This window comes from Pseudomethylobacillus aquaticus, from assembly GCF_003730115.1.
GTDB lineage: Bacteria > Pseudomonadota > Gammaproteobacteria > Burkholderiales > Methylophilaceae > Pseudomethylobacillus > Pseudomethylobacillus aquaticus.
The window spans coordinates 26,175-47,203 of the sequence record NZ_RJVP01000007.1 but is presented as its reverse complement, the minus strand read 5'-3'; the positions used below and the strand labels follow the sequence as shown (position 1 = coordinate 47,203).

Annotated in this window: 20 protein-coding genes; 9 read left to right on the top strand and 11 right to left on the bottom strand. The window is 59.0% G+C overall.

Going from position 1 to position 21,029, the window contains the following annotated elements; translation table 11 throughout:
- Nucleotides 1-118: 118 nt before the first annotated feature.
- From ED236_RS11220 to ED236_RS11195, 6 genes are all read right to left on the bottom strand, one after another.
- Complete coding sequence (locus ED236_RS11220; RefSeq protein ID WP_123238080.1) at nt 119-2,002, bottom strand: family 2A encapsulin nanocompartment cargo protein cysteine desulfurase; 1,884 nt, start codon at nt 2,000-2,002, stop codon at nt 119-121.
- Nucleotides 1,989-2,906 (bottom strand): family 2A encapsulin nanocompartment shell protein, encoded by a 918-nt coding sequence (locus ED236_RS11215; RefSeq protein ID WP_123238079.1) that lies wholly within the window; start codon nt 2,904-2,906, stop codon nt 1,989-1,991. The genes ED236_RS11220 and ED236_RS11215 overlap by 14 nt, the downstream gene beginning before the upstream one ends.
- Before the next feature lie 18 nt (nt 2,907-2,924).
- Complete coding sequence (gene epsC, locus ED236_RS11210; RefSeq protein ID WP_123238078.1) at nt 2,925-3,899, bottom strand: serine O-acetyltransferase EpsC; 975 nt, start codon at nt 3,897-3,899, stop codon at nt 2,925-2,927.
- Nucleotides 3,900-4,091: 192 nt separating this feature from the next.
- Complete coding sequence (ribA, locus tag ED236_RS11205; RefSeq protein ID WP_123238077.1) at nt 4,092-4,757, bottom strand: GTP cyclohydrolase II; 666 nt, start codon at nt 4,755-4,757, stop codon at nt 4,092-4,094.
- Nucleotides 4,744-5,889 (bottom strand): sigma-54 interaction domain-containing protein, encoded by a 1,146-nt coding sequence (locus ED236_RS11200; RefSeq protein WP_123238076.1) that lies wholly within the window; start codon nt 5,887-5,889, stop codon nt 4,744-4,746. The genes ribA and ED236_RS11200 overlap by 14 nt, the downstream gene beginning before the upstream one ends.
- Nucleotides 5,886-7,094, bottom strand: coding sequence for an acyl-CoA dehydrogenase family protein (locus ED236_RS11195; protein WP_123238166.1), 1,209 nt, complete (start codon nt 7,092-7,094; stop codon nt 5,886-5,888). The genes ED236_RS11200 and ED236_RS11195 overlap by 4 nt, the downstream gene beginning before the upstream one ends.
- A gap of 411 nt (nt 7,095-7,505) precedes the next feature.
- On the opposite strand from ED236_RS11195, the gene ssuD reads away from it, so the two are divergent.
- From ssuD to ribB, 4 genes are all read left to right on the top strand, one after another.
- On the top strand, nt 7,506-8,651 hold the full coding sequence (gene ssuD, locus ED236_RS11190) for an FMNH2-dependent alkanesulfonate monooxygenase (protein ID WP_123238075.1): 1,146 nt from the start codon (nt 7,506-7,508) through the stop codon (nt 8,649-8,651).
- A 9-nt stretch (nt 8,652-8,660) separates the two neighbouring features.
- Nucleotides 8,661-9,872: an acyl-CoA dehydrogenase family protein gene (locus ED236_RS11185; RefSeq protein WP_123238074.1), complete on the top strand. Its 1,212-nt coding sequence runs from the start codon at nt 8,661-8,663 to the stop codon at nt 9,870-9,872.
- A 37-nt stretch (nt 9,873-9,909) separates the two neighbouring features.
- Nucleotides 9,910-10,764, top strand: coding sequence for an amidohydrolase family protein (locus ED236_RS11180; protein ID WP_123238073.1), 855 nt, complete (start codon nt 9,910-9,912; stop codon nt 10,762-10,764).
- A gap of 78 nt (nt 10,765-10,842) precedes the next feature.
- Nucleotides 10,843-11,637: a 3,4-dihydroxy-2-butanone-4-phosphate synthase gene (gene ribB, locus ED236_RS11175; protein WP_123238072.1), complete on the top strand. Its 795-nt coding sequence runs from the start codon at nt 10,843-10,845 to the stop codon at nt 11,635-11,637.
- A 112-nt stretch (nt 11,638-11,749) separates the two neighbouring features.
- Here the strand turns inward: ribB and ED236_RS11170 are convergent, their stop codons facing one another.
- The gene (locus ED236_RS11170) at nt 11,750-12,946 is read right to left on the bottom strand and encodes an MFS transporter (protein ID WP_123238071.1); all 1,197 of its coding nucleotides are present in this window, start codon (nt 12,944-12,946) and stop codon (nt 11,750-11,752) included.
- Between the two features lie 93 nt (nt 12,947-13,039).
- Here ED236_RS11170 and ED236_RS11165 point away from each other — a divergent pair, with 93 nt between their 5' ends.
- Nucleotides 13,040-13,834: an AraC family transcriptional regulator gene (locus tag ED236_RS11165; protein WP_162299618.1), complete on the top strand. Its 795-nt coding sequence runs from the start codon at nt 13,040-13,042 to the stop codon at nt 13,832-13,834.
- Nucleotides 13,835-13,873: 39 nt separating this feature from the next.
- Here ED236_RS11165 and ED236_RS11160 read toward each other — a convergent pair whose 3' ends face one another.
- The 4 genes from ED236_RS11160 to ED236_RS11145 form a co-directional block, all read right to left on the bottom strand.
- Entirely contained in the window at nt 13,874-14,266 is a 393-nt protein-coding gene (locus ED236_RS11160; RefSeq protein WP_123238069.1) for an RDD family protein, read from the bottom strand.
- A 112-nt stretch (nt 14,267-14,378) separates the two neighbouring features.
- Nucleotides 14,379-14,816: an SRPBCC family protein gene (locus ED236_RS11155; protein ID WP_123238068.1), complete on the bottom strand. Its 438-nt coding sequence runs from the start codon at nt 14,814-14,816 to the stop codon at nt 14,379-14,381.
- 69 nt (nt 14,817-14,885) lie between these two features.
- Entirely contained in the window at nt 14,886-15,341 is a 456-nt protein-coding gene (locus ED236_RS11150) for an ABZJ_00895 family protein (protein WP_148042297.1), read from the bottom strand.
- Nucleotides 15,342-15,606: 265 nt separating this feature from the next.
- A complete protein-coding gene (locus ED236_RS11145) occupies nt 15,607-16,842 on the bottom strand; it encodes an SfnB family sulfur acquisition oxidoreductase (RefSeq protein ID WP_123238066.1) in 1,236 nt (411 codons plus the stop codon).
- A gap of 495 nt (nt 16,843-17,337) precedes the next feature.
- Between ED236_RS11145 and msuE the strand changes: the two genes are divergently transcribed.
- From msuE to ED236_RS11125, 4 genes are read left to right on the top strand one after another with little or no spacing between them, the layout of a single operon-like run.
- Nucleotides 17,338-17,910, top strand: coding sequence for an FMN reductase (gene msuE / locus ED236_RS11140; RefSeq protein WP_123238065.1), 573 nt, complete (start codon nt 17,338-17,340; stop codon nt 17,908-17,910).
- A 26-nt stretch (nt 17,911-17,936) separates the two neighbouring features.
- The gene (gene sfnG, locus ED236_RS11135; RefSeq protein WP_123238064.1) at nt 17,937-19,022 is read left to right on the top strand and encodes a dimethylsulfone monooxygenase SfnG; all 1,086 of its coding nucleotides are present in this window, start codon (nt 17,937-17,939) and stop codon (nt 19,020-19,022) included.
- 23 nt (nt 19,023-19,045) lie between these two features.
- Nucleotides 19,046-20,215 carry an AMP-binding protein gene (locus ED236_RS11130; RefSeq protein ID WP_123238063.1) on the top strand — a complete coding sequence of 390 codons (1,170 nt, stop codon included), beginning with the start codon at nt 19,046-19,048 and terminating at the stop codon, nt 20,213-20,215.
- Nucleotides 20,212-21,012 carry an ABC transporter ATP-binding protein gene (locus ED236_RS11125; RefSeq protein WP_240032133.1) on the top strand — a complete coding sequence of 267 codons (801 nt, stop codon included), beginning with the start codon at nt 20,212-20,214 and terminating at the stop codon, nt 21,010-21,012. The genes ED236_RS11130 and ED236_RS11125 overlap by 4 nt, the downstream gene beginning before the upstream one ends.
- Nucleotides 21,013-21,029: the final 17 nt, after the last annotated feature.

The following is a 21,029-nucleotide window of genomic DNA, read 5'->3' as shown; positions in this document are numbered from 1 at the left end:
GACATTATCCATACGCGGCTAATGCCTTGTCATGCCCTGATAGGCCTGAATACAAAAACGCCGTCCATCTCTACGAGACAGACGGCGTTTTCATGAGGACAAGCCGGTGTTGAAGTGATTAGGGTCTTGCCGCTGCCAGCCTGCGTAGCGCCTGATACAGCACATCGATCTCGGCGTAGGTGTTGTAGAACGCCAGTGATGGACGCACCGTGGTTTCCTGACCAAAGCGGCGCAGGATGGGCTGCGCGCAGTGGTGACCGGAACGCACCGCGATGCCTTCGTTGTTGAGGGCAGCACCGACTTCTTCGCTCTGGTAGCCCAGCAGGTTGAAGGACAGCACGCTGGCCTTTTCCTTGGCAGTGCCATACAGCGTGAGGCCGGGCACCTGGGTCAGCAGATGCGTCGCGTATACCAGCAGTTCATGCTCGTAACGTGCGATGTTGTGGATGCCCACACGCTCAACGTACTTCAGCGCCGCACCCAGTCCCACTGCATCGGCGATATTGCCCGTGCCAGCTTCGAATTTGGCGGGCGCTTGATGATAGACCGTCTTGTCGAAGGTGACGTCCTGGATCATGTTGCCACCGCCTTGCCAGGCCGGCATGTCGTCCAGCACGTCTTTCTTGCCGTACAGCGCGCCTATGCCGGTGGGACCGAAGATCTTGTGGCCGGAGAACACGAAGAAATCCGCATCCAGTGCCTGCAGATCCACCTGCATGTGCGACACCGACTGCGCGCCGTCCAGTAGCACACGTGCGCCAGCACGATGCGCCATCTGTATCATCTCGGCCGCTGGCGTCACGGTGCCCAGCGCATTGGAGACCTGCGTGAACGACACCAGTTTGACCTTGCTGGTGAGCAGCTTCTGGTATTCATCCAGCCGGATCTGACCACTGTCATCCACCGGGATCACCTTGAGGCTGGCGCCGGTTTCCTGGCACAGCTGTTGCCAGGGCACGATGTTGGCGTGGTGCTCCAGATGGCTGATGACGATCTCGTCGCCCTGGCCCAGGTGTTTCTTGCCCCAGGTCTTGGCCACCAGGTTGATGGCTTCCGTGGTGCCGCGCACGAACACGATGTTGTCAACCGACGGTGCGTTCAGAAAGCGGCGTACCGTTTCGCGCGCGTCCTCGTAAGCATCCGTGGCACGCGCCGCCAGGGTATGCGCAGCGCGGTGGATGTTGGAGTTCTCATGCGCGTAGAAGTAGGCGATGCGGTCGATGACCACCTGCGGCTTGTGCGTGGTGGCTGCGTTATCGAACCAGATCAGTGGCTTGCCGTTGATCTGCTCCTGCAGGATAGGGAAGTCACGGCGCACCTGATGCACGTCGAAGGCCGGGTGGGCGGCATTGTCCGCCGCTGGTGCAGCGCTCGGGCTCAGGAAATAGTAACCGTGATTGCCGGGATTCGCCGCTGGGGTCGTCGGTGCCGCTGGCAACAGAGATTGCAGTTCCGCTTGCTGCGGCACGTTGCCGTAATGCAGCAAGGCATCGATATTGCCGATGTCCAGCCCCAGACCGTTAGCTTGCAGCCAATCCGGTTGTGCTGGCACGGGTGGCAAGTTCGATCCCGCTGACGGTGGCACCTTGGCGCTCAAGCCTGGTGCGTCATGCACTGCCAGCGGTACCGATGACAAAGTCGGGGTGTGCTGTGTACTGGCTAGCGGCGTGACGGCATGCGGATGCGTGAGCTGACTGGGGTCGGTGGCATCGCTATGCGAAGCCGTGGACGGAATGCCCCCGCCTTGTGCCAGTGGAGAACCAGCCGGAAAGCCTTCCGCATATAACTGGTTCAGCAAGCCGGACAAGGTGCCGATATCGAGTTGCCCTGATGCGCTGGCTGCACGACCGGCTTCCAGACCGGTCGCCATGCGCGGATGTTCGCCAGGCAGCGCGCCCAGCAAAGCTTCCGGCGTGAACGCAGACAAGTCAGCGAACTGGCTGGATGCACCACCCGGTAGTTGGCCAGAGAACTGACCAAGTTCCAGATTACTTGTAGTCATAGTAGTGACCTACGTTCACATTCTCCAGTACGGCGATCGCGTCGTCAGTCAGGATGGCCAGCGAGCAATACAGCGAAACCAGATAGGAAGCGATCGCTTTGTGGTTGATGCCCATGAAGCGCACCGACAGCCCCATGGTCTGCTGGCCCGGCAGGTTGGGCTGATACAGGCCCACCACGCCTTGACGACTTTCACCCACGCGCAGCAGCAGGATGCTGCTCTTGCCGTCCACGATCTGCACCTTGTCGCTGGGGATCAGCGGCAGGCCACGCCAGGTCAGGAACTGTGAACCGAACAGGGATACGGTAGGCGGAGGTACACCGCGACGCGTGCACTCGCGGCCAAAGGCTGCGATGGTGCGCGGGTGAGCCAGGAAGAAGGCTGGCTCCTTCCATACCTTGGTCAGCAGCTCGTCCAGATCGTCCGGCGTGGGCTGGCCGGTGCGCGACTGGATGCGCTGGCTGGCGGCCACGTTGTTGAGCAGGCCGTATTCCTTGTTGTTGATCAGCTCGCTTTCCTGACGCTCCTTGACCGTTTCTATGGTCAGGCGCAGTTGTTCCTTGATCTGGTTATGCGGGCTGCTGTACAGATCCGAGACGCGCGTATGCACATCCACCACGGTATTGACCGCATTCAGTACATATTCGCGGCCCCATTCTTCGTAATCCACAAAGGTGGCGGGTAATTCGCGCTCGTCCTTGTTGGAGCAATCCACCACGATCGCGTTGGGGTCTTTGGCTTTGTTGACACGGTAGATACCGGCTTCGACAGGCACCCAGTTGAGCAGATGTACCAGCCAGCGCGGGCTGATGGTGCTGAGCATGGGGACGGTCTTGGTCGCATTGGCAAGGGTACGGGCGGCGACATCGCCCAGTGCGGTCTGGTGTTGATCCAGTTCGGCCATGGCATTCTCCTGTGAGGGTTAGTTGAGTTGCAAATGGGGTGGGGTGCCGTCCTGACGCGTCGCAAGACCAGCGGAATCTGCCGGTGCGCCTGCCATTCTGGCCTGATTGATATTGCTGCCTGGTGGCACGCTGTAGGTCAGCCAGACATTACCGCCGACGACAGAGCCATGGCCTATGGTGATGCGGCCCAGAATGGTGGCACCGGCATAGATCACCACATCGTCTTCTACCAGCGGATGGCGTGCGTGCCCTTTGGTCAGCTTGCCCTTGTCATCCGTAGGGAAACGTTTGGCACCCAGTGTCACCGCCTGGTAGATGCGCACATTGCGGCCGATGATGCTGGTCTCGCCTATCACCACACCAGTACCGTGGTCGATGAAAAAGCGCTCCCCTATGGTGGCGCCTGGATGGATGTCGATGCCGGTGGCAGAATGCGCGATCTCGGCGATCATGCGGGCGATCAGCGGCACACCTTGCTTGTGCAGCGCATGAGCCAGACGGTGATGGATGATGGCGTGGATGCCTGGGTAGCACACCAGCACTTCGTCTATGCTGCGCGCCGCCGGGTCACCATCGAAAGCGGCCTGGATATCGGTGTCGAGCAGCTTGCGTATCTGCGGTAACTGATGCGCGAATTCACGCAGGATATGCTGCGCTTCTTCCTGCAACACCGAGTCGCTACCTTGCAGGTCGGCCACGAAACACAGTTCCAGCTTGATCTGTGCGAGCAGGCTGCGCAGGGCCACGTCCAGACTATGGCCGACAAAATAATCGATGCCCTCCGGGTTCAGGTCAGGCAGGCCAAGCCGGTTGGGGAACAAGGCTGCCCCCAGGCCTTCCACCACCTCGGTCAGCGCCTTGCGCGATGGCAGTTTGGGCGGCTTGTCACGACGCTGACGGCTGTCCAGCGCACTCAGGCGCGCCTCACGCAGTGCCGTGACGATGTCGGCGATCTGCAACTGGATGGTCGATGATGGTAGGGTTTGCGTCATGTTCTCAGGCGATAAAAAACAAAAAAGCCAGTGGTCTCTCGACACACTGGCTTCCGGTTGTCCGGTCAGCTCACGCTAAACGTATTGCATATGTGGGCCTGCCTGGGCAGCGCCGTTGGTATGAATATAGCCTAGATTGCGCTATTCAAGATAGACGTTAACAAAAAAATCTTGCTGCGCCGCTGTTTCTCGTTAAACGCGAAACACAGGCCAATTGAACAGATGGCCCAGTTTGCTGGCCTTGGTTTCCAGATATTTGCGGTTGTTGGCATTCGCCGGGATACGCAGCGGCACGATGGCGTTAACGCTGACACCATGCCGTTGCAGCGAGGAGTTCTTGTCCGGGTTGTTGCTCATCAGACGGATGCTGCACACCTTGAGGCACTTGAGCATCTCGGCCGCGATCGCAAACGAACGCTGATCCACGGGCAGGCCCAGCGCCAGGTTGGCCTCCACGGTGTCCAGGCCATGGTCCTGCAGTGCATAAGCGCGGATCTTGTTGGAAAGCCCGATGCCACGCCCTTCATGCCCGCGCAGATAGATCAGCACGCCCGTGCCTTCGGTCTGGATACGTTGCTGCGCCAGATGCAGCTGCTCACCGCAATCGCAACGCTGCGAACCGAAGATATCGCCGGTCATGCACTCGGAATGCACACGCGTCAGCACATCCTGGCCGTGCGTGATGTCGCCTTTCACCAGTGCCACGTGTTCCAAGCCGGTCTCCAGCTCCTGGTAGACGTGGATAGCGAACTCACCCACGGCCGTAGGCAGTGCCGATGTGGCGACTTTTGCGATGCAGCCTGCGCGCTGGTAGGCGGCTTCTACTAGCGCCGCTTGTTCCTGCTCAACGTAGCGCATTGATAGCGCCCATCTTGATCAGTTTGGCTCGCACGATGTTGCGGCTGATACCCAACAACTTGGCGGTCTGTACCTGATTGTTGTGGCAAAACTGGTAGGCAGCACGGATGATGGTGTCCTCCAGATGTTCGTACAGCGCTGGGGTCCCCGATTCAAATAGCTGCTGCAGCGCCTGGCTCAGCAGGTTACCTTCTGTATACGGACCGCTGCCATTGTCGTCACGCTGACGATGCAGCTGGATGGAAGAAAGTTGCAGATCTTCGCTGCGCACCGTGTTCTGTTTGCATATCAGTAGCGCATGATGGATCACATTCTCCAACTCGCGGATGTTGCCCGGCCATGAATGCTCGAGTAGCTTTTTGCGCGCCGATTCATCCAAGCGTACCTCGCTATAGCCTAGCCTGCGACGATATTCCGCCACGAAATATTCAGCCAGCGGCAGAATATCGCCGGGACGGTTACGCAGCGTAGGCAGTTCCAGATGTGCGACCCGCAGGCGATAGAACAGGTCCTCGCGGAAATGGCCTGCCAGCACGGCTTCTTCCAGGCGTACATTGGTGGCGGCCACCAGACGCACGTCGATAGGCGTAGCTTTGCGTGCACCCAGGCGCACCACTTCACGTTCCTGCAGCACACGCAACAGCTTCACCTGGATGCTCAGGGGCAGGTCACCGATCTCATCGAGGAACAGCGTGCCGCCATTGGCAGCTTCGAACCAGCCCGCTTTCGCGGTGAACGCACCGGTGAACGCGCCTTTTTCGTGGCCAAACAGTTCACTTTCGACCAGAGATTCCGAGAACGCGCCGCAATTGACGGCCACGAACGGGCGGTTCTTGCGCTGACTCAGCTCGTGTACGTGGCGCGCGATCAACTCCTTGCCGGTGCCGGTCTCACCGATGATCAGCACATTGGCATCGCTAGGCGCGATCATCTTGATGCGTGCCAGCAAGGCCACGGATTTCGGGTCTTTGAACACCTGCGCCGTGGCGCGAATGGAGGTGGTCAGCGCTTGCGAGTTGGGTAGCGTGAGCAGGCCTGGTTGTTTTTGTGTAGACACGGTTGAGTCTTTTTGTGAATCCTTCAGCGTATCTTCCAGGGCATATTCAAACATGCGGTGATTGATCGTATTCATGAATAAAAAGTCGGCTCGGGGAAGCGTTTGTTCAACGCCCACTCGCCTAGCTCCTTGATTTTATAATCCAACGGGTCATGCAGGGTGTGTGTGCGCAGATTGCGCCAGTGCCTGTCCAGTCTCAGCCCGGCATGGGTCGCGCGTGATCCGGTCACTTCAAACATCCTGCTCGTAATATCCAGCCCGGTGCGCGTCGCTTGCACCTTGGCTGCGCTGATACAGAGGGCGACTTCCCCGCGAGTCACTTCGCTCAGTTTGGCTTCTTGAGCCCAGGCTTCATCCAGACGCTGTGCTGCCCGGTCTGCCAGTGCGCGCGTACTTTCCAAGCCTACCCAGAAATCACCGTAGTGACTCAATACGTACGGGTCTTCACTCACACGTGCCACTTTGGAGGTTTGCCAGGGGCGCATTTCGCCCAGGGAATACTGGCGAGCATCCGCAAAAGCACCCTCGGCGATGCCCAGATAGATATTGGTCAGGATCAGCTGTGCCACCAGCGGACGCAAGCAAGAGAACGGAGTGCTGAGCGGGCCCGGGTCCAGCAGCAGCTCGCTGTCTTCCACGCGTACTTTTTCGAAGTGCACGCTGCCGCTGTCGGTTTGACGCTGGCCGATGTTGTCCCAATCCTGGATCACGGTGATACCGCTGCGCGCGGTCGGAACCGCAGCGATGAGTAACTGACCATCCGCTTGACGCAGGCCGGAGGCGATCAGCATCTCCGAATCGATGGCACCGGAGCAAAAGCTCTTGCGTCCCGAGAACTCCACCCAACCGTTGAAGGCTTTGACGGTGGTGCGCTCATCCAAAGGGTTCAATGCATTGCCCCAGAACCATTGATGTTGGGCGGTCAGCGTGAACCAGCGTTCCCACTGCGCTGGCTGCGAGAACAGCCGTACCGTGGCCAGCATCAGATGTTGAAAGCCGAACACATGCGCAATCGAACTGTCTGCCTTGGCGATCTCGCGGACCACCTGCATGGTGTCCACCCAGTTCGCACCGAGGCCGCCATAGGCTTGCGGGATCACCAGTGACAGCAGGCCGCTGGCGCGCAGGGCATCACGTTCCTGTTTTGGCGTACCACCGGCAAAGTCGCGTTCTACGGCTGTCAGGGCAAAGTCGCTCGCCAGTGTTTGTGCGATCTGGAGCGGGGAGGCGACCGGGGTTGCTTGTGTAGCAGCATGCGTTTCCAGCTCTTCAGGCAATATGTTTATATTCAAAAGTTATATCTCTATGTATTTTATATACGAAATATATAGCATGGATTGTGCCAGAAGGCGGTCACGTTGTCGCGCTGTTGTCTATGCAGCAGCAAAAAAGCAATTCAAAGCGGATTAAACCAAGCTTTAACAATGACTTGGATTGCGTGTCATGTACGCTAGTCCATACCCGGGAGCGCAGGGTCTGTCCTGCCCTGGCGTAGCTTGAAGCATGCATTGACTGAGTGCATGGTGCTGATGCAGCAATGTTGCTGCGCATACAGCACATGCCTGTGATCGCTGCTGCCTGAGCAGCAGGCCAGATTCTGACTGTTTGTTAAAGGTATGAACTGAATAGAAAATTTTGTATGGCATGGACCTTGCCACTGCTTAGTCCGACGACACGCAGAAAGGAAGTCGATGCAAGTTTTCTGGTTCTTGCCCACACATGGCGATCATCGCTATCTGGGCAGCGCACAGGGCGCACGTCCTGCTACCTATTCTTATCTAAAACAGATCGCCCAGGCCGCTGATCAGCTTGGTTTTGGCGGTGTATTGGTCCCGTCTGGTCGCTCATGCGAAGACCCCTGGGTGCTGAGTGCCGCGCTGATCGCGGAAACACGCAAGCTCAAATTTTTGGTGGCGGTGCGTCCCGGCTTTACTTCGCCCACCGTGTCCGCACGCATGGCCTCGACCTTTGACCGTATTTCCAATGGCCGGCTGCTGGTTAACGTGGTGGCAGGTGGTGACCCGGCCGAGCAGCAGGCAGACGGCAGTTTTCTGGAACACGATGCGCGCTATGCCGAGAGCCGTGAGTTCCTGGCCATATGGAAAGCCGTGCTGGCTGGTGAGACGCTGGATTTTGAAGGTGACTACCTGCGTGTCAAAGGTGCCAGTCTGCCTACCGGCACTTTGCAACAACCGCATCCACCGCTGTTCATAGGCGGTTCGTCAGAAGCCGCGATCCAGCTGACCGCTGAGCATATCGACGTTTATCTGACCTGGGGTGAGCCCCCGGCGGCAGTCGCAGAAAAGATCGAACGCGTGCGTGCTGCGGCTGCAGCACAAGGTCGCACTGTGCGTTTCGGTATCCGCCTGCATGTCATCGTGCGTGAAACCAGCGCGCAAGCCTGGCAGGCGGCCGATGCGCTCATCTCGCAACTCACCGATGACACCATCGCGGCGGCGCAGGCTGCGGTTGCGCGCTTTGATTCGGTGGGGCAGCAGAAGATGACAGCATTGCACGGTGGTCGCCGTGACAAGCTGGAAGTCTCGCCTAACCTGTGGGCGGGTGTAGGCCTGGTGCGTGGCGGTGCTGGTACGGCGCTGGTGGGCGATCCGCAGGAAGTCGCAGCACGCGTGCTCGAATATCAGGCGCTGGGTATAGACCACTTCATCTTTTCCGGTTACCCGCATCTGGAAGAAGCCTACCGAGTTGCCGAGTTGCTGTTCCCCTTGTTGCCGCTGGAACGTTTAGCTGACACGGAAACCAGCATCAGCACCAATCTGACCGGCCCGTTCGGTGCAGCGCCCGTCGCCGCACCGCGCCATGTCGCTGCTTCCTGAAAGGATCCCATGTCACTTGTACGATCATTGATCGCAGCCACGCTACCTGCACATGCGTTCTCCGGCACGCCGCTGCAGATCGCCGAGCAATTGGCGGCCCTGCTTGCCAGCACCGCCGTGGAGCGTGACCAGCGTGGCGGTACTCCGTATGAGCAGCGCCAAGCCATCCGCGATAGCGGCCTGCTCAAGCTGCTGATTCCGCCCGCGCTGGGTGGCCTGGGTGGTAGCTGGGCTGAGCTTTATCAGATCATCCGCATCCTGGCTCGCGCTGATAGCTCGCTGGCACAGGTGTTCGCTTTCCAGTTCCTGATGCTGGCCTCCATTCGTTTATATGGCAGTGACGCACAGTGGAAAGCGCTGTGGCGCGAAACCGCGCAGGACAATCTGTGGTGGGGCAATGCGCTCAACCCGCTGGATAACCGCACTGTCGCTACGCCTACGGTCTCAGGCTACCGCTTCAGCGGCCAGAAGAGCTTTTGCAGCGGCGGCCGTGATTCAGACCGTTTGATCGTGTCTGCCATCGAGGAAGGCACCGGCCGTTTCTTGGTAGCAGCCGTGCCCACGACGCGTGCTGGTATCACGCTGAAAGATGATTGGGACAACATCGGCCAGCGCCAGACCGATAGCGGCAGCGCCGACTTCCAGTCATTGGAGGTCGCCGAGCATGAGCTGCTGATGCTGCCTGGCCCATTCAGCTCGCCGTTCTCTGGTCTGCGTTCGCTGGTCGCCCAGTTGATTTTCACCAATATCTACCTGGGCCTCACCGAAGGCGCGTTGGCTGAGGCGGTGATTTATACGCGCAGCAGCACGCGGGTCTGGTCCGGTTCGCTGGCCAGCGAAGTGCAGCAGGACCCGTACATCCTGCTGCATTACGGTGAGTTCTTCGCCAGCCTGGAGGCCTCGCGCGTGCTGGCGGACCGTGCCGCTGATCTGCTGGATGCTGCCTGGCAGCAGCAGCTGGCCTTGACCGACGCACAGCGTGGTGAACTGGCGATTGCCGTGTTCGCGGCCAAGGCCAACATCACGCGTGCCGGGTTGGACATCACCTCGCGCATGTTCGAGGTGGCCGGTGCGCGTGCCACCACGGCGCGGCTACGCTTGGACCGCTACTGGCGCAATCTGCGTGTGTACACCCTGCACGACCCGATCGATTTCAAGCTCAAGGACCTGGGCGACTGGCTGCTGAACGGCCAGTACCCGAAGCCCAGCTTCTATTCCTGATTCCATGAACCCCCTGATAGAGTGAACTGAACCGACCATGCCCCAAGCCATTATCGACATGCGTAGCCGCCCGGCTTATCTGCATGATTTCTTCGGTGCCACGCCCGACACCGCAGCCTACCAAACCGCACGCTGGTTGAATCGCCGCGTCGGCTCACACGACGACCGTCATTTTGAGCGCTCCTATACCGTGGCTGGTTACCTGGCCGAAATCGAGCAGGCCAGTGTCAGCAAGGCCGTGGTGGTGGGCCGCGAAACACCAGGTCTGACCATAGACAATGACGCCATCGCGGCGCTGGTGCGCGAGAGCGACAAGCTGGTCGGCCTGGGGTCGGTGGATATCCAGTTGCGCGGCGAGAAAGACACCGTGGCCGAGATCAACCGGGCCATCAACCAGCTGGGCTTTCGTGCCATCAACATCGAGCCCGGCTTTGCCACGCCAGCGCTACAGGTGGACGACCCGTTGCTGTATCCGGTGTATGAGGAGTGCCTGTATCACGATGTGCCGGTATGCCTGATGAGTGGCCCTACCACGCCGGATCTGGACTATGCCCATCCCAATGCGCTGGGCCGACTGGCGCGCCGTTATCCGCAACTCAAGATCATCAGCTTCCACGGCTATTACCCGTATGTGAACGAGGCGGTGGGCGTGGCATTCCGTTATGACAACGTGTACCTGGTGCCGGATATGTACATCTTCCAGCCCGGTGCGCAGCTGTATGTAGAGGCGGCCAACAGCTTTCTGGGCGAGCAGTTGCTGTTCGGCTCGTCTTATCCGTTTCGTGCCATGCGGCAGTCGGTGGACGATTTTTCCGCGCTGGGTTTCAAGGATGCCGTGCTGGACAAGGTGTTCTACCAGAACGCTGCCCGACTTTTGAAGATCAGCGTCTGAGATGACGCAGGCCAGCTCTTGGACGATGGATTAAACCATGTGGATTAAATAATGCGGGTTAAAACAATGGATCACACAATGAAACACACCCTATCAACGCAGGGCCGTTCCGCACAGGCTGCCGCCGATGAACCACGTTTCGACTCGGTCAGTCGTGCGGTCAATGCCATCGCACGTGGCGAGTTCGTGGTGGTGGTGGACGATACCGACCGTGAGAACGAGGGGGACCTGATCATCGCTGCAGATCGCATCACTGCTGATCAGATGGCTTTTCTGGTGCGCTATAGCAGTGGCGTAGTGTGTGTGGGCATGGAAGGCGAGCGGCTGGATCAGCTGGAGTTGCCGTTGATGGTCACGCGCAATAGCGACCCGTTCCGCACTGCGTTCACGGTGAGCGTGGATTACAAACATGGCACCAGTACCGGCATTTCGGCAGCAGATCGTGCTGCCACCTTGCGTGCGCTGGCCAACCCGACTACGCAGCCGGATGATCTGCTGCGGCCTGGCCATATCTTCCCGCTGCGTGCGCGGCAGGGTGGGGTACTGGAGCGTCCCGGGCACACTGAAGCGGCGCTGGATCTGGCCCGTTTGGCGGGGCGTGCACCGGCTGGTGTGTTGTGCGAGATCGTCAATGAAGATGGCAGCATGGCACGCAGACCCGACCTGTTCCGCTTTGCACGCGAACACGGCCTGCTCATCATCACCATTGCCGACCTGATCATTTACCGGGAACAGTTATTGCTGGCGCAGTGGTCAAGTAAGGTGCCGCGTTGGCAGGCCCGGCCATTGCAGATCCAGCCCTTGGCAGCAGGGCAATTGGCTGCCAAGCCAGTCAGTCAGCGACTGGATGCTGCCGTCACCTACCTTGGGTGAGTTTGCCAGCTAATACAAATACCCCAATAAAAATCTCCAGGCTAAATAAAATCGACGGTTGAACCGCCCGTTTTATTGATCAAGTATTGTCTCAGTAGCCGTTGGCCCGGATCTATTTTGCCTCTTTGATATCGGGCAGCAACATGGTCACCACGCCGATCAGCGGCATGAACGCGCAGAGCTGATACACCAGCTGCAAGCCGTGACTGTCCACCAGCATGCCCAGCAAGGCCGCCGAGATGCCGGCAGTGCCGAACGCCAGCCCGAAGAACAGCCCGGAGATGGTGGCCACCTTGCCCGGCACCAGTTCCTGCGCATACACCAGAATGGCCGAGAACGCCGAGGACAACACCAGCCCGATGATCACCGACAGTACGCCGGTCCAGAACAGACTGGCATAAGGCAGCAGCAGCGTGAATGGGGCCACGCCCAGGATGGACCACCAGATCACGCGCTTGCGACCGATGCGGTCGCCCACCGGGCCCCCCAGCAGCGTACCGGCGGCCACTGCGAACAGGAACACGAACAGGTACAGCTGTGCGCTGTGTGTGCTGAGCTGGAATTTTTCGATCAGGTAGAAGGTGTAGTAGTTGCTGAGGCTGGCCATGTACACGAACTTGGAGAAGATCAGCACGAACAGCACCCCCAGCGACACCAGCACGGTGCGCCGTGGCAAGCCATGATCCACGATCTGGCGTGCCCGCGCTGGCAGGCTGGCCATGTGGGCATGTGCCCAGCGGCCTGCCAGGGTCAGCAGCACGGCACCGATTAGTGCGGCCAGCGACAGCCAGGCCACGCTGGCCAAGCCACGCGGCAGGATCAGTAAAGCCGCCAGCAAGGGGCCGACCGCGCTGCCCATATTGCCGCCCACCTGGAAGATGGACTGCGCCAGGCCGGGTTGTTGCCCGGCCGCCAGACGCGCCACGCGTGACGATTCCGGATGGAACACTGAAGACCCCATGCCGATCAGCATGGCGGCCACCAGTACCGCATGGAAATGCGTGGCCGTGGCCAGCACTAGCAGGCCGGACAAGGTCAGCAGCATGCTCATCGGCAGCGTGTAAGGCCGGGACTTACGGTCGGCATACATCCCGATCAGCGGTTGCAGCACGGAACCGGTCAGCTGGAACGCCAGAGTGATCAGGCCGATCTGCGTGAAACTCAAGCTTAAGTGCAGCTTAAGGATAGGGTAGATCGCCAGCAGCACCGACTGCATCATGTCGTTCAAAAAGTGCGAAACGCTGATCGCCGCGATCACGGGGTAATGCGTTTTGGATGGGCGGGTCGCCCCGGCAGTGATGGTCGCCATAAACAGAACCTGTGGTTTTAAGCAGTATACAAATCGAGTCCAGCAGTATAATTTGTCTCAATCAATATGGTATTGACAATAAATATCGAGAAAATGACAAATCAACTCATAGACCACACGCGTGATTATGGGATGCCGCTGGACGACTACCAGACCCTGCCGCATGCCGTGACCGCCAAGGCTTCGGATTTTGTCGGTTTGCATGCACCGCGTCATTGCCATCCGCGTGCGCAGCTCATCTACGCAGGCAGCGGCGTCATGCGCATCGAAACCGATGTGGGCTGCTGGGTGATCCCGCCCCTACGCGCAGTGTGGGTGCCGCCCGGCATCACGCATAGCGTGAACGCGCTGGGAAAAGTGGAAATGCGCACGCTGTATATCCGTGCCGATATCGCCGCGCGCTTCGGCGCGCAATGCAGCCTGGTCGAAGTCGGCCCGCTGCTGCGTCAGTTGATCCTGTCTTTATGCGAACTGCCAACCAACTACGACGAAGCGGGCCGTGGCGGACTCATCGCCCAGCTGGCGCTGCAGGAGATCCGCTTTCTGGGTACCCCGGCCTTGCACCTGCCGCTACCGGCCAGCGAAAAACTCATGCGCGTCTGTCAGCAGATGATCCAGCAGCCGGAAACGCCCGTGACCATCGAAACGCTGGCTGACCAACTGGCCATGAGCGCACGCACCCTGGCGCGCCACTTCGAAAAAGAGACCGGCCTGAGTTTCCGGCAATGGCGCCAGCAGGCGCGTCTGATCGAAGCGCTGGCACGTCTGGCGTCACAACAGCCTGTCGCACAAGTGGCCGACGCGCTCGGTTATGCCAGTGCCAGTGCCTTCACGGCCATGTTCAGGCGGACGCTGGGCGTGGAACCTAGCCGGTATTTTGTGAGCTGAGACAGGCCAGCCTGAAAAGGCTGGAAAGCAGCAAGGCCGCTATTTTTTGACCACGATGGTAGCGGCAAGGAAGTCACCCAGCCGCTGATGCGAGCCAAAGAAAATGAATATCCAGTCCAGCATGCCTAGAGGAAAGGTGATGTTTCTGAGCAATGCCTGCAACAAAGAGCACGGTGCCATCGTGCTCTTGCTGACCACCTGGATATTCAAGAGCTTTTTACCCAGACTCTGCCCGTCTGGTAAGGCGTCAGACAGCAGGAAATACAGCACGCCAGCAGTGAGGCCGCTGTAGATCGCGGTCTCTCCAAGGGTAAGCGGGTCAAGCAGATAATAAACGATGAAGCCGAGCAAGTAGGCGATAAGCCCATCAATGAACTGGGCCTGGAATCGTTTGCCCGGATGGGCAAGCGGTTTGCTGTAAGCTGGTTCCATATCGTTCAATCCATGCTCCAGTCTGTTTGTGTCATGGCCTCAGCCGTGATGATTCAGCTTGTGCCAGCCAAAATCAAGGATGACGTTTGCTAGAGGGACATCCGCGAGGTGGCTAAGCCTCGGCTTCCACCAGCATGCCCAGCAACAGCAGCGTTTCCTGCCAGCCCAGATAACAGGATTCGGCCGGGATCACATCCGGGATGCCGTCCTGTGTAATGTGCAGTTCCGTGCCGCAACTGACGGATTTCAACACGATGGTGACGGTGATGAGGCCGGGCAGCTTGGGGTCGTCGAACTGGTCGGTATAACGCAGGCGCTGGTTCGGGATCAGTTCCAGATATTCACCGCCGAAGGCATGACGATGGCCGCTGCTGAAATGGGTGAACGAGATGCGAAAGCTGCCGCCTACCTGGGCGTCCAGATGATGCACGTTGGCGGTATAACCGTTCGGGGCCATCCATTTGGCCAGTGCGTCCGGGTCCAGCAGGGCGCGGTAGATGCGCTCGGCGGGTGCGCGCAAAACACGGTGCAGGCTAATCGTATGTGGCATGTCGATCTCTCCTTGTGGTGGCGAATCGGAGCTGCTTCATCATCATGGTCTGTATTCAGACAGGACTTGCTACGGGATCCCTTTGCGTTTCAGCATCTGCTTGCCTATGCGCTCGGTCAGGAAGCCGTAGCCGAACCAGAGGGACAGGTAACCGGTGCCAAGAACGATCAGCAGGCCAACGGTCCATAATCCGACGGGCAGCTTGGGAATGGTTTCGGCCAGGCCGAGCTTTAAATCTTCGATGCCGAAGCTGATGGCAAGGTAAGTCAGAAAACCAGCGATGATCAGCGCCGGGATCAGTACCGTCACCGCAAACGACCCTCTCAGCAAGTAGCGACGTTCCTCACGCGTGGGCAGACGTGCCTTGTTCTGGACGAACAGCAGGCCGGTGATGAACGCTGCCAGCAGCATTTGTGCTGCCCCCAGGCTGCCCGGTGGGTCCGCCTCGATGAGCGTGAACACAGCAAAGCTCAGCAGGATAATGATCAGAAAAACGAGGGTGAACAGCGCGATATAAGGTTTCATGCAGTTGTTTAGTATGGTTGTCGATACATGGACAAAATAAACCAATCTTTGCAGTTTGTCTTTGCCGCCAGCACTGATCTTTGCCAGCAGCGGTCCCAACGCAGGCTGAGTAAAGCGTGATCACCTCCAGCGGTCAGACAAGGTGCGGCCAGCCTCCCCATGTGTCTGATCTGCAAAATTAAGGGCTGATCTCTGGCTCAAGATCAGCCCTTGTTTATCTCACGCCGTTTGGTGGATAACTGTATATTGCAAGCCTTGCTGGCAGTTAGATCCACGGATGACGCGGTGGATTGATGCCATTGAGGGCGTAATTACCCACGGCATAGTACTTCCAGCGTACCGGGTCATGCAGCGTGTGCGTGCGGGCATTGCGCCAGTGCCGGTCCAGGTTGAACTCCCCCAGTGTGGAGCGCGTACCAGCCAGCTCGAACAGCTTGCTGCCAGCCAGCAGCGCGGTTTCGGTACTCAATACCTTGGCTTCAGCAACGGCGATTGAAGCGGCGGCAACGGTGTCTTCATTCGGTTCGACCTGCGCCTTGTCGATGAACTTGCCGGCGCGTGCCAGCAGCGCTTCAGTGGCATGCTGGCGGATCTGCAGGTCGCCGATGTCGCGCAGGCTGAGTGGGTCCTCGTAGCCGTGCTCGAGATCGGTGTCTATCCATGGGCGTGTGTGATTGCGCACGAAGTGCAGCGTATCTTTCAGCGCGGCGCGCGCGATGCCAGTGTCCACGGCTGCCTGGATGATCTGTGCTACCGGGCCCATCGCGGTCGGGTTGTCGAACGCCAGGTGGTGTGGCAGTACGTATTCGGATGGCACGAAGATCTTGTCCAGCAAGGTAGTGCCGCTGGCCGTGGTGCGTTGGCCGAAGCTGGACCAGTCATCGATGATGGTCAGGCCGGGCGCGTCTTTTTGCACGAAGGCGACCACGGTGTTGTCACGCTCGTCCTTGGCAACGACGGGCACCCAGTCCGCCAGCAGCGCTCCAGAGGAATAAAACTTCTTGCCGGAGAGGGTGTAGCCACCCTGGGTCGGCGTCAACCGTGTCTGCACGTCGGCCACACTGCGTGTGCCGATCTCGGAGAAGGCATTGCCGAAACGTACACCTTTCAACACCAGGTCAAAAAAGAAGCGCTTCTGGAACTCGCTGCCGTCCAGACGGATGCCTTCCACCATATAAAGATGGTTCTGCGGTACCTGACCGATGCTGGGGTCGGCTTCCGAGATGATGCTGATGACTTCGGCCAGCGTGGCGTTGGACACGAACGCGCCACCATATTCCTTGGGTACGGTAATACCCCACAGCCCGCTTTGCGAGAACAGGTCCAGCTCGGCGCGTGGCAGGCGACGCTCGCGGTCGCGTTGTGCTGCTTCCTTGGCTAGCTCAGCGGCGACACGGTGCGCAATCTCAATGGCTTCTGCGTCCGACTTGATGATGTGTGCGGCCGGGCGTGGCAGCTCGGCTTCTGGTGCTGCCTGCAAGGCAGAGGATGACGATGACATAGAGGTGCTCCTGATCAATATGAATGCGTGGCCGTGCACATGCACGACACCTGCATAGCCTTACGCATGCTCTGTGCCATTATTCAACCCATTGTATTTATTGAAAATAAATCATCCCCATCGTGAGTAGCGCTGTTACAGCAACAGGAATTGCTGATTACGTGCTGTTCAATCAGCAGGCCGGTTGGGCATTGGCCTCCATTCGCCGTGCTTGTGACGGGCTGCTATGGCAGCGGGCGGCCTTTATCTTTGTTTTCGGCAGCCTCCAGCGGCCCTGTTTTCTATACAGCAGCATCTGACTGCTTCCTTGGCAGCAGCACATCAGCAGATGCTGCAGCAGCGCCATGCCATCAGCAGCACAATAAATTCATAAGATATTGATAATAAAAAATAAAAATAGGTGGCACGCTTGCTGCTATTCATTAACTGTTTTCGTTCGGGCGATGACCGGACGAGCAATGCCTGACTACGCAGGCCCAACAGACAGGAGTGAATATGAGCAAAAAACTGAACGTCGTCGCCGTCTCCGGCAGCACCAGCCGCCCGTCGCGCACATTGAGTTTGGTCGAGGAGATCGCGCAGCGTCTGGGCAAGCATCTGCCCATCGAGCTGACGCTGATCGAGCTGGGTGAGCTGGGCCCGGATCTCGGGGCCTCGCTGACCCATGACAGCATCAAGCCATCCGTGCACAAGGCCATCAACGCGATCGAAAACACCGATTTTCTGATCTTCGCCACGCCGGTGTACCGCGGTTCCTATACCGGCCTGCTCAAGCACCTGTTCGATCTGGTGCATTACGAAAGCCTCATCGACGTGCCGGTGTTGCTGGCGGCGACCGGTGGTAGCCATCGACATTCGCTGGTGATCGAGCATCAGTTGCGTCCGTTGTTCAGCTTCTTCCAGTCCGTGACGCTGCCGGTTGGCGTGTATGCCACAGAAAGTGATTTCACCCAGTACAAGGTCAGTAACGAGCTACTGGACCAGCGCATCAATCTCGCTGTGGAACGCGCACTGCCGCTGCTGAAACACCGTGACCTGCAACCGGCTGCTGCTGCCATCAGCGCCTGATATCCACACATCAAGGAATCCATACCATGAGTCAAGACAACATCAAATTCGCCTACTGGGTGCCCAACGTCAGCGGCGGCCTGGTGGTCAGCAATATCGAGCAGCGCACCAGCTGGGATTTTGAATACAACAAGAAGCTGGCGCAGATTGCCGAGAAAAGTGGTTTCGACTACGCCTTGAGCCAGATCCGCTTCACCGCTGGCTACGGCGCTGAGTTCCAGCACGAATCCGTGTCGTTCTCGCACGGCTTGCTGGCCGCGACCACCAAGTTGAAGGTCATCGCTGCCATTCTGCCCGGCCCATGGGATCCGGCACTGGCGGCCAAGCAGATCGCCACCATCGACCATCTGACCGGTGGCGGCCGTGTGGCTGTCAACGTGGTGTCCGGCTGGTTCAAGGGCGAGTTCCTGGCCATCGGCCAGACCTGGCTGGAACACGACGAACGCTATCGCCGCTCCGAAGAGTTCATCCGTGCGCTCAAGGGTATCTGGAGCCAGGACAGCTATACCGCCAGCGGTGATTTCTACCGCTTTCATCACTATTCATTGAGGCCAAAGCCGCTCAAGCAACCGGAAGTGTTCCAGGGTGGCAGCTCACGTGCCGCACGTGACATGGCTTCGCGCGTGTCCGACTGGTACTTCACCAACGGCAACACCGTGGAAGGCATCAAGGCGCAGGTGGATGACATCCGTGCCAAGGCCGCAGCCAACAACCACAGCGTGAAAGTCGGTGTGAATGCCTTTGTGATCGCACGTGAAACCGAGGAAGAAGCCCGTGCCGTGCTGGCCGAGATCATCGCCCAGGCCAACCCGGAAGCAGTCAACGCTTTTGGCCACGAAGTGAAGCAGGCCGGCAAGGCTAGTCCGGAAGGCGAGGGTAACTGGGCCAAATCCACCTTTGAAGATCTGGTGCAGTACAACGATGGCTTCAAGACCAACCTGATCGGTACGCCGCGCCAGATCGCCGAACGCATCATTGCGCTCAAGGCGGTCGGTGTGGATCTGATCCTGACCGGTTTCCTGCACTTCCAGGAAGAGGTGGCTTACTTCGGTGAGCATGTGCTGCCGCTGGTACGTGAACTGGAAGCCGATCAGGTCGCATTGGCGGCCTGATCAGCAAGCGTGGCGAAATCACGATGACCATCGATACCCTGCCACACTGGTTGCGTTATCAGGCTACCCATCGCCCGCTGGCGGTGGCCGTGCGTCACAAGCAGCTGGGCATCTGGCGCGAACAGCGCTGGAATCCGCTGTTATCGGATGTACTGCGGCTGGTGCGTGGCCTGAAAACGCATGGTTTCCAGCCTGGCGACATCCTGTTCCTGCTGAGCTACCCGCGTCCAGAAGCCTTGCTGCTCTCGGTGGCAGCGCAATGGCTGGGTGGTGTCGCAGCGCCACTGGATCCGGACACTGATGCGGGCCAGCAAGCGCAATTGCTGCAGGCCTTGCAGCCCAGATTTGTGTTTGCCGAAGGTCAGGCGCAGGTGGATCAATTGCTGGTGCTGGGCTTGCAGCCGCACTGGCTGGGTTATGCCGATGCGCGTGGCCTGGCGGCTTATCGCCAGCCTGGCCTGCAGCATTATGATCATTTGATCAGCCTGTATCATGACCATAACGAGCCTTTAGTATTAGCGCAGTCGCATGATGATGCCTTTGTGTTCTTCCGGCTGGATGCACAAGGCCATGTGGAAGTGCAAACGCTGACGCATCAGTTGATGCTCAGTGAAGGCCGGCAGTTGATCCATCACGAAAAACTCACGGCAAATGAAGAGGCGCTGGCGGCGCGTGGTTTTGCGGCCAGCGGCCATGTGCGTTATTTGCTGGCACCCTGGTTGTTGGCGGGCTTCCGGCTTAATTTTCCGGAAAACACCGCCACGCGTGACACCGACCGGCGCGAGTTGGGGCCTACGCTGGTGCTTGGCACGCAAGCCACCTATCAGCGCCTGCAGAGTCTGGTCAGCAGCCGTTTGCCGTTACCCGGCACGCTGCGTCGCTACCTGGTCGACTGGTCGCTGGCGACGGCGGACGACGCTTTCGTGCTGCGCCGCCTGCTGGCTGAACTGCTGATCCGTGGGCCATTGCGTGATGTGATCGGCTTTACACGCACTCGCTTGCCCTTGCTGGCCGGTGAGCCTTTGTCCGGTGACACGTTCCGCTTCTTTGCTTCGCTTGGCATTACGGTACGCGCCTGGCCCGATCTGGGGGAATGGATCGCCGCCAGTGTGTCTGCCAGTTCGCCACGGATCGTGCTTGTGCCTGGTAGCAAGCCATCCGGCATCACGCTTTCCGCAGGAGTCGCTGCATGAGCACCATCTCCACGAGTCGCCGCATGAATGCGACGCCATTGCTGCAACTGGAGCATATCTCATTGTCGTTCAAGGGCGTGAAAGCCATCACCGACATCAGTTTTTCCGTGAACGAAGGCGAGATCTGCGCACTGATCGGCCCGAACGGTGCCGGTAAAAGCTCACTGCTGAACGTGATCAATGGCGTCTACCAGCCCGACCAGGGCACCATCTGCTACGCTGGCGCCAGCCGACATCGCATGCGCCCGCACGACGCAGCGGTGCAGGGCATTGCGCGCACCTTTCAGAACATTGCTTTGTTCAAGGGCATGAGTGTGCTGGACAACGTGCTCACCGGACGCAACCTGCATCAGCGCAGTAGCTGGGTCGAGCAGGCTTTCAATGTGGGGCGTGCGCCCGACGAGGCTACCGAGCAGCGCCGCAAGGCGGAGCAGGTGATCGAGTTTCTGCGCATCCAGCCATGGCGGCATCAGCTGGTTGGCAATCTTCCGTATGGTTTGCAAAAACGTGTGGAGCTGGCGCGTGCGCTGGCCGCTGAGCCGCGTCTGTTGCTGCTGGACGAGCCCATGGCGGGCATGAATCGGCAGGAAAAGGACGACATGAGTCGATTCATCCTCGATACCCAACGCGAATTCGGTACCACCATCGTGCTGATCGAGCATGACATCGGCGTGGTGATGAACCTGTCGCAGCATGTGGTCGTGCTGGATTACGGCAAGAAGATAGGCGATGGCACGCCGGAGCAGGTGCGCGTCAATCCGGACGTGATCGCGGCTTATCTGGGCACTACACACTAAATAGCAGGACATGAGAA

Coding starts and splice junctions, on each gene's coding strand:
- sfnG (WP_123238064.1), top strand. CDS start 17,937: ATGAGTCAAGACAACATCAAATTCGCCTACTGGGTGCCCAACGTCAGC.
- ED236_RS11130 (WP_123238063.1), top strand. CDS start 19,046: ATGACCATCGATACCCTGCCACACTGGTTGCGTTATCAGGCTACCCAT.
- ED236_RS11160 (WP_123238069.1), bottom strand. CDS start 14,266: ATGGAACCAGCTTACAGCAAACCGCTTGCCCATCCGGGCAAACGATTC.
- ED236_RS11215 (WP_123238079.1), bottom strand. CDS start 2,906: ATGGCCGAACTGGATCAACACCAGACCGCACTGGGCGATGTCGCCGCC.
- ED236_RS11125 (WP_240032133.1), top strand. CDS start 20,212: ATGAGCACCATCTCCACGAGTCGCCGCATGAATGCGACGCCATTGCTG.
- ssuD (WP_123238075.1), top strand. CDS start 7,506: ATGCAAGTTTTCTGGTTCTTGCCCACACATGGCGATCATCGCTATCTG.
- ED236_RS11150 (WP_148042297.1), bottom strand. CDS start 15,341: ATGAAACCTTATATCGCGCTGTTCACCCTCGTTTTTCTGATCATTATC.
- ED236_RS11155 (WP_123238068.1), bottom strand. CDS start 14,816: ATGCCACATACGATTAGCCTGCACCGTGTTTTGCGCGCACCCGCCGAG.
- ED236_RS11165 (WP_162299618.1), top strand. CDS start 13,040: ATGACAAATCAACTCATAGACCACACGCGTGATTATGGGATGCCGCTG.
- ED236_RS11180 (WP_123238073.1), top strand. CDS start 9,910: ATGCCCCAAGCCATTATCGACATGCGTAGCCGCCCGGCTTATCTGCAT.
- ED236_RS11145 (WP_123238066.1), bottom strand. CDS start 16,842: ATGTCATCGTCATCCTCTGCCTTGCAGGCAGCACCAGAAGCCGAGCTG.
- ribB (WP_123238072.1), top strand. CDS start 10,843: ATGAAACACACCCTATCAACGCAGGGCCGTTCCGCACAGGCTGCCGCC.
- ED236_RS11200 (WP_123238076.1), bottom strand. CDS start 5,889: ATGAATACGATCAATCACCGCATGTTTGAATATGCCCTGGAAGATACG.
- ED236_RS11220 (WP_123238080.1), bottom strand. CDS start 2,002: ATGACTACAAGTAATCTGGAACTTGGTCAGTTCTCTGGCCAACTACCG.
- ED236_RS11170 (WP_123238071.1), bottom strand. CDS start 12,946: ATGGCGACCATCACTGCCGGGGCGACCCGCCCATCCAAAACGCATTAC.
- ED236_RS11185 (WP_123238074.1), top strand. CDS start 8,661: ATGTCACTTGTACGATCATTGATCGCAGCCACGCTACCTGCACATGCG.
- ribA (WP_123238077.1), bottom strand. CDS start 4,757: ATGCGCTACGTTGAGCAGGAACAAGCGGCGCTAGTAGAAGCCGCCTAC.
- epsC (WP_123238078.1), bottom strand. CDS start 3,899: ATGACGCAAACCCTACCATCATCGACCATCCAGTTGCAGATCGCCGAC.
- msuE (WP_123238065.1), top strand. CDS start 17,338: ATGAGCAAAAAACTGAACGTCGTCGCCGTCTCCGGCAGCACCAGCCGC.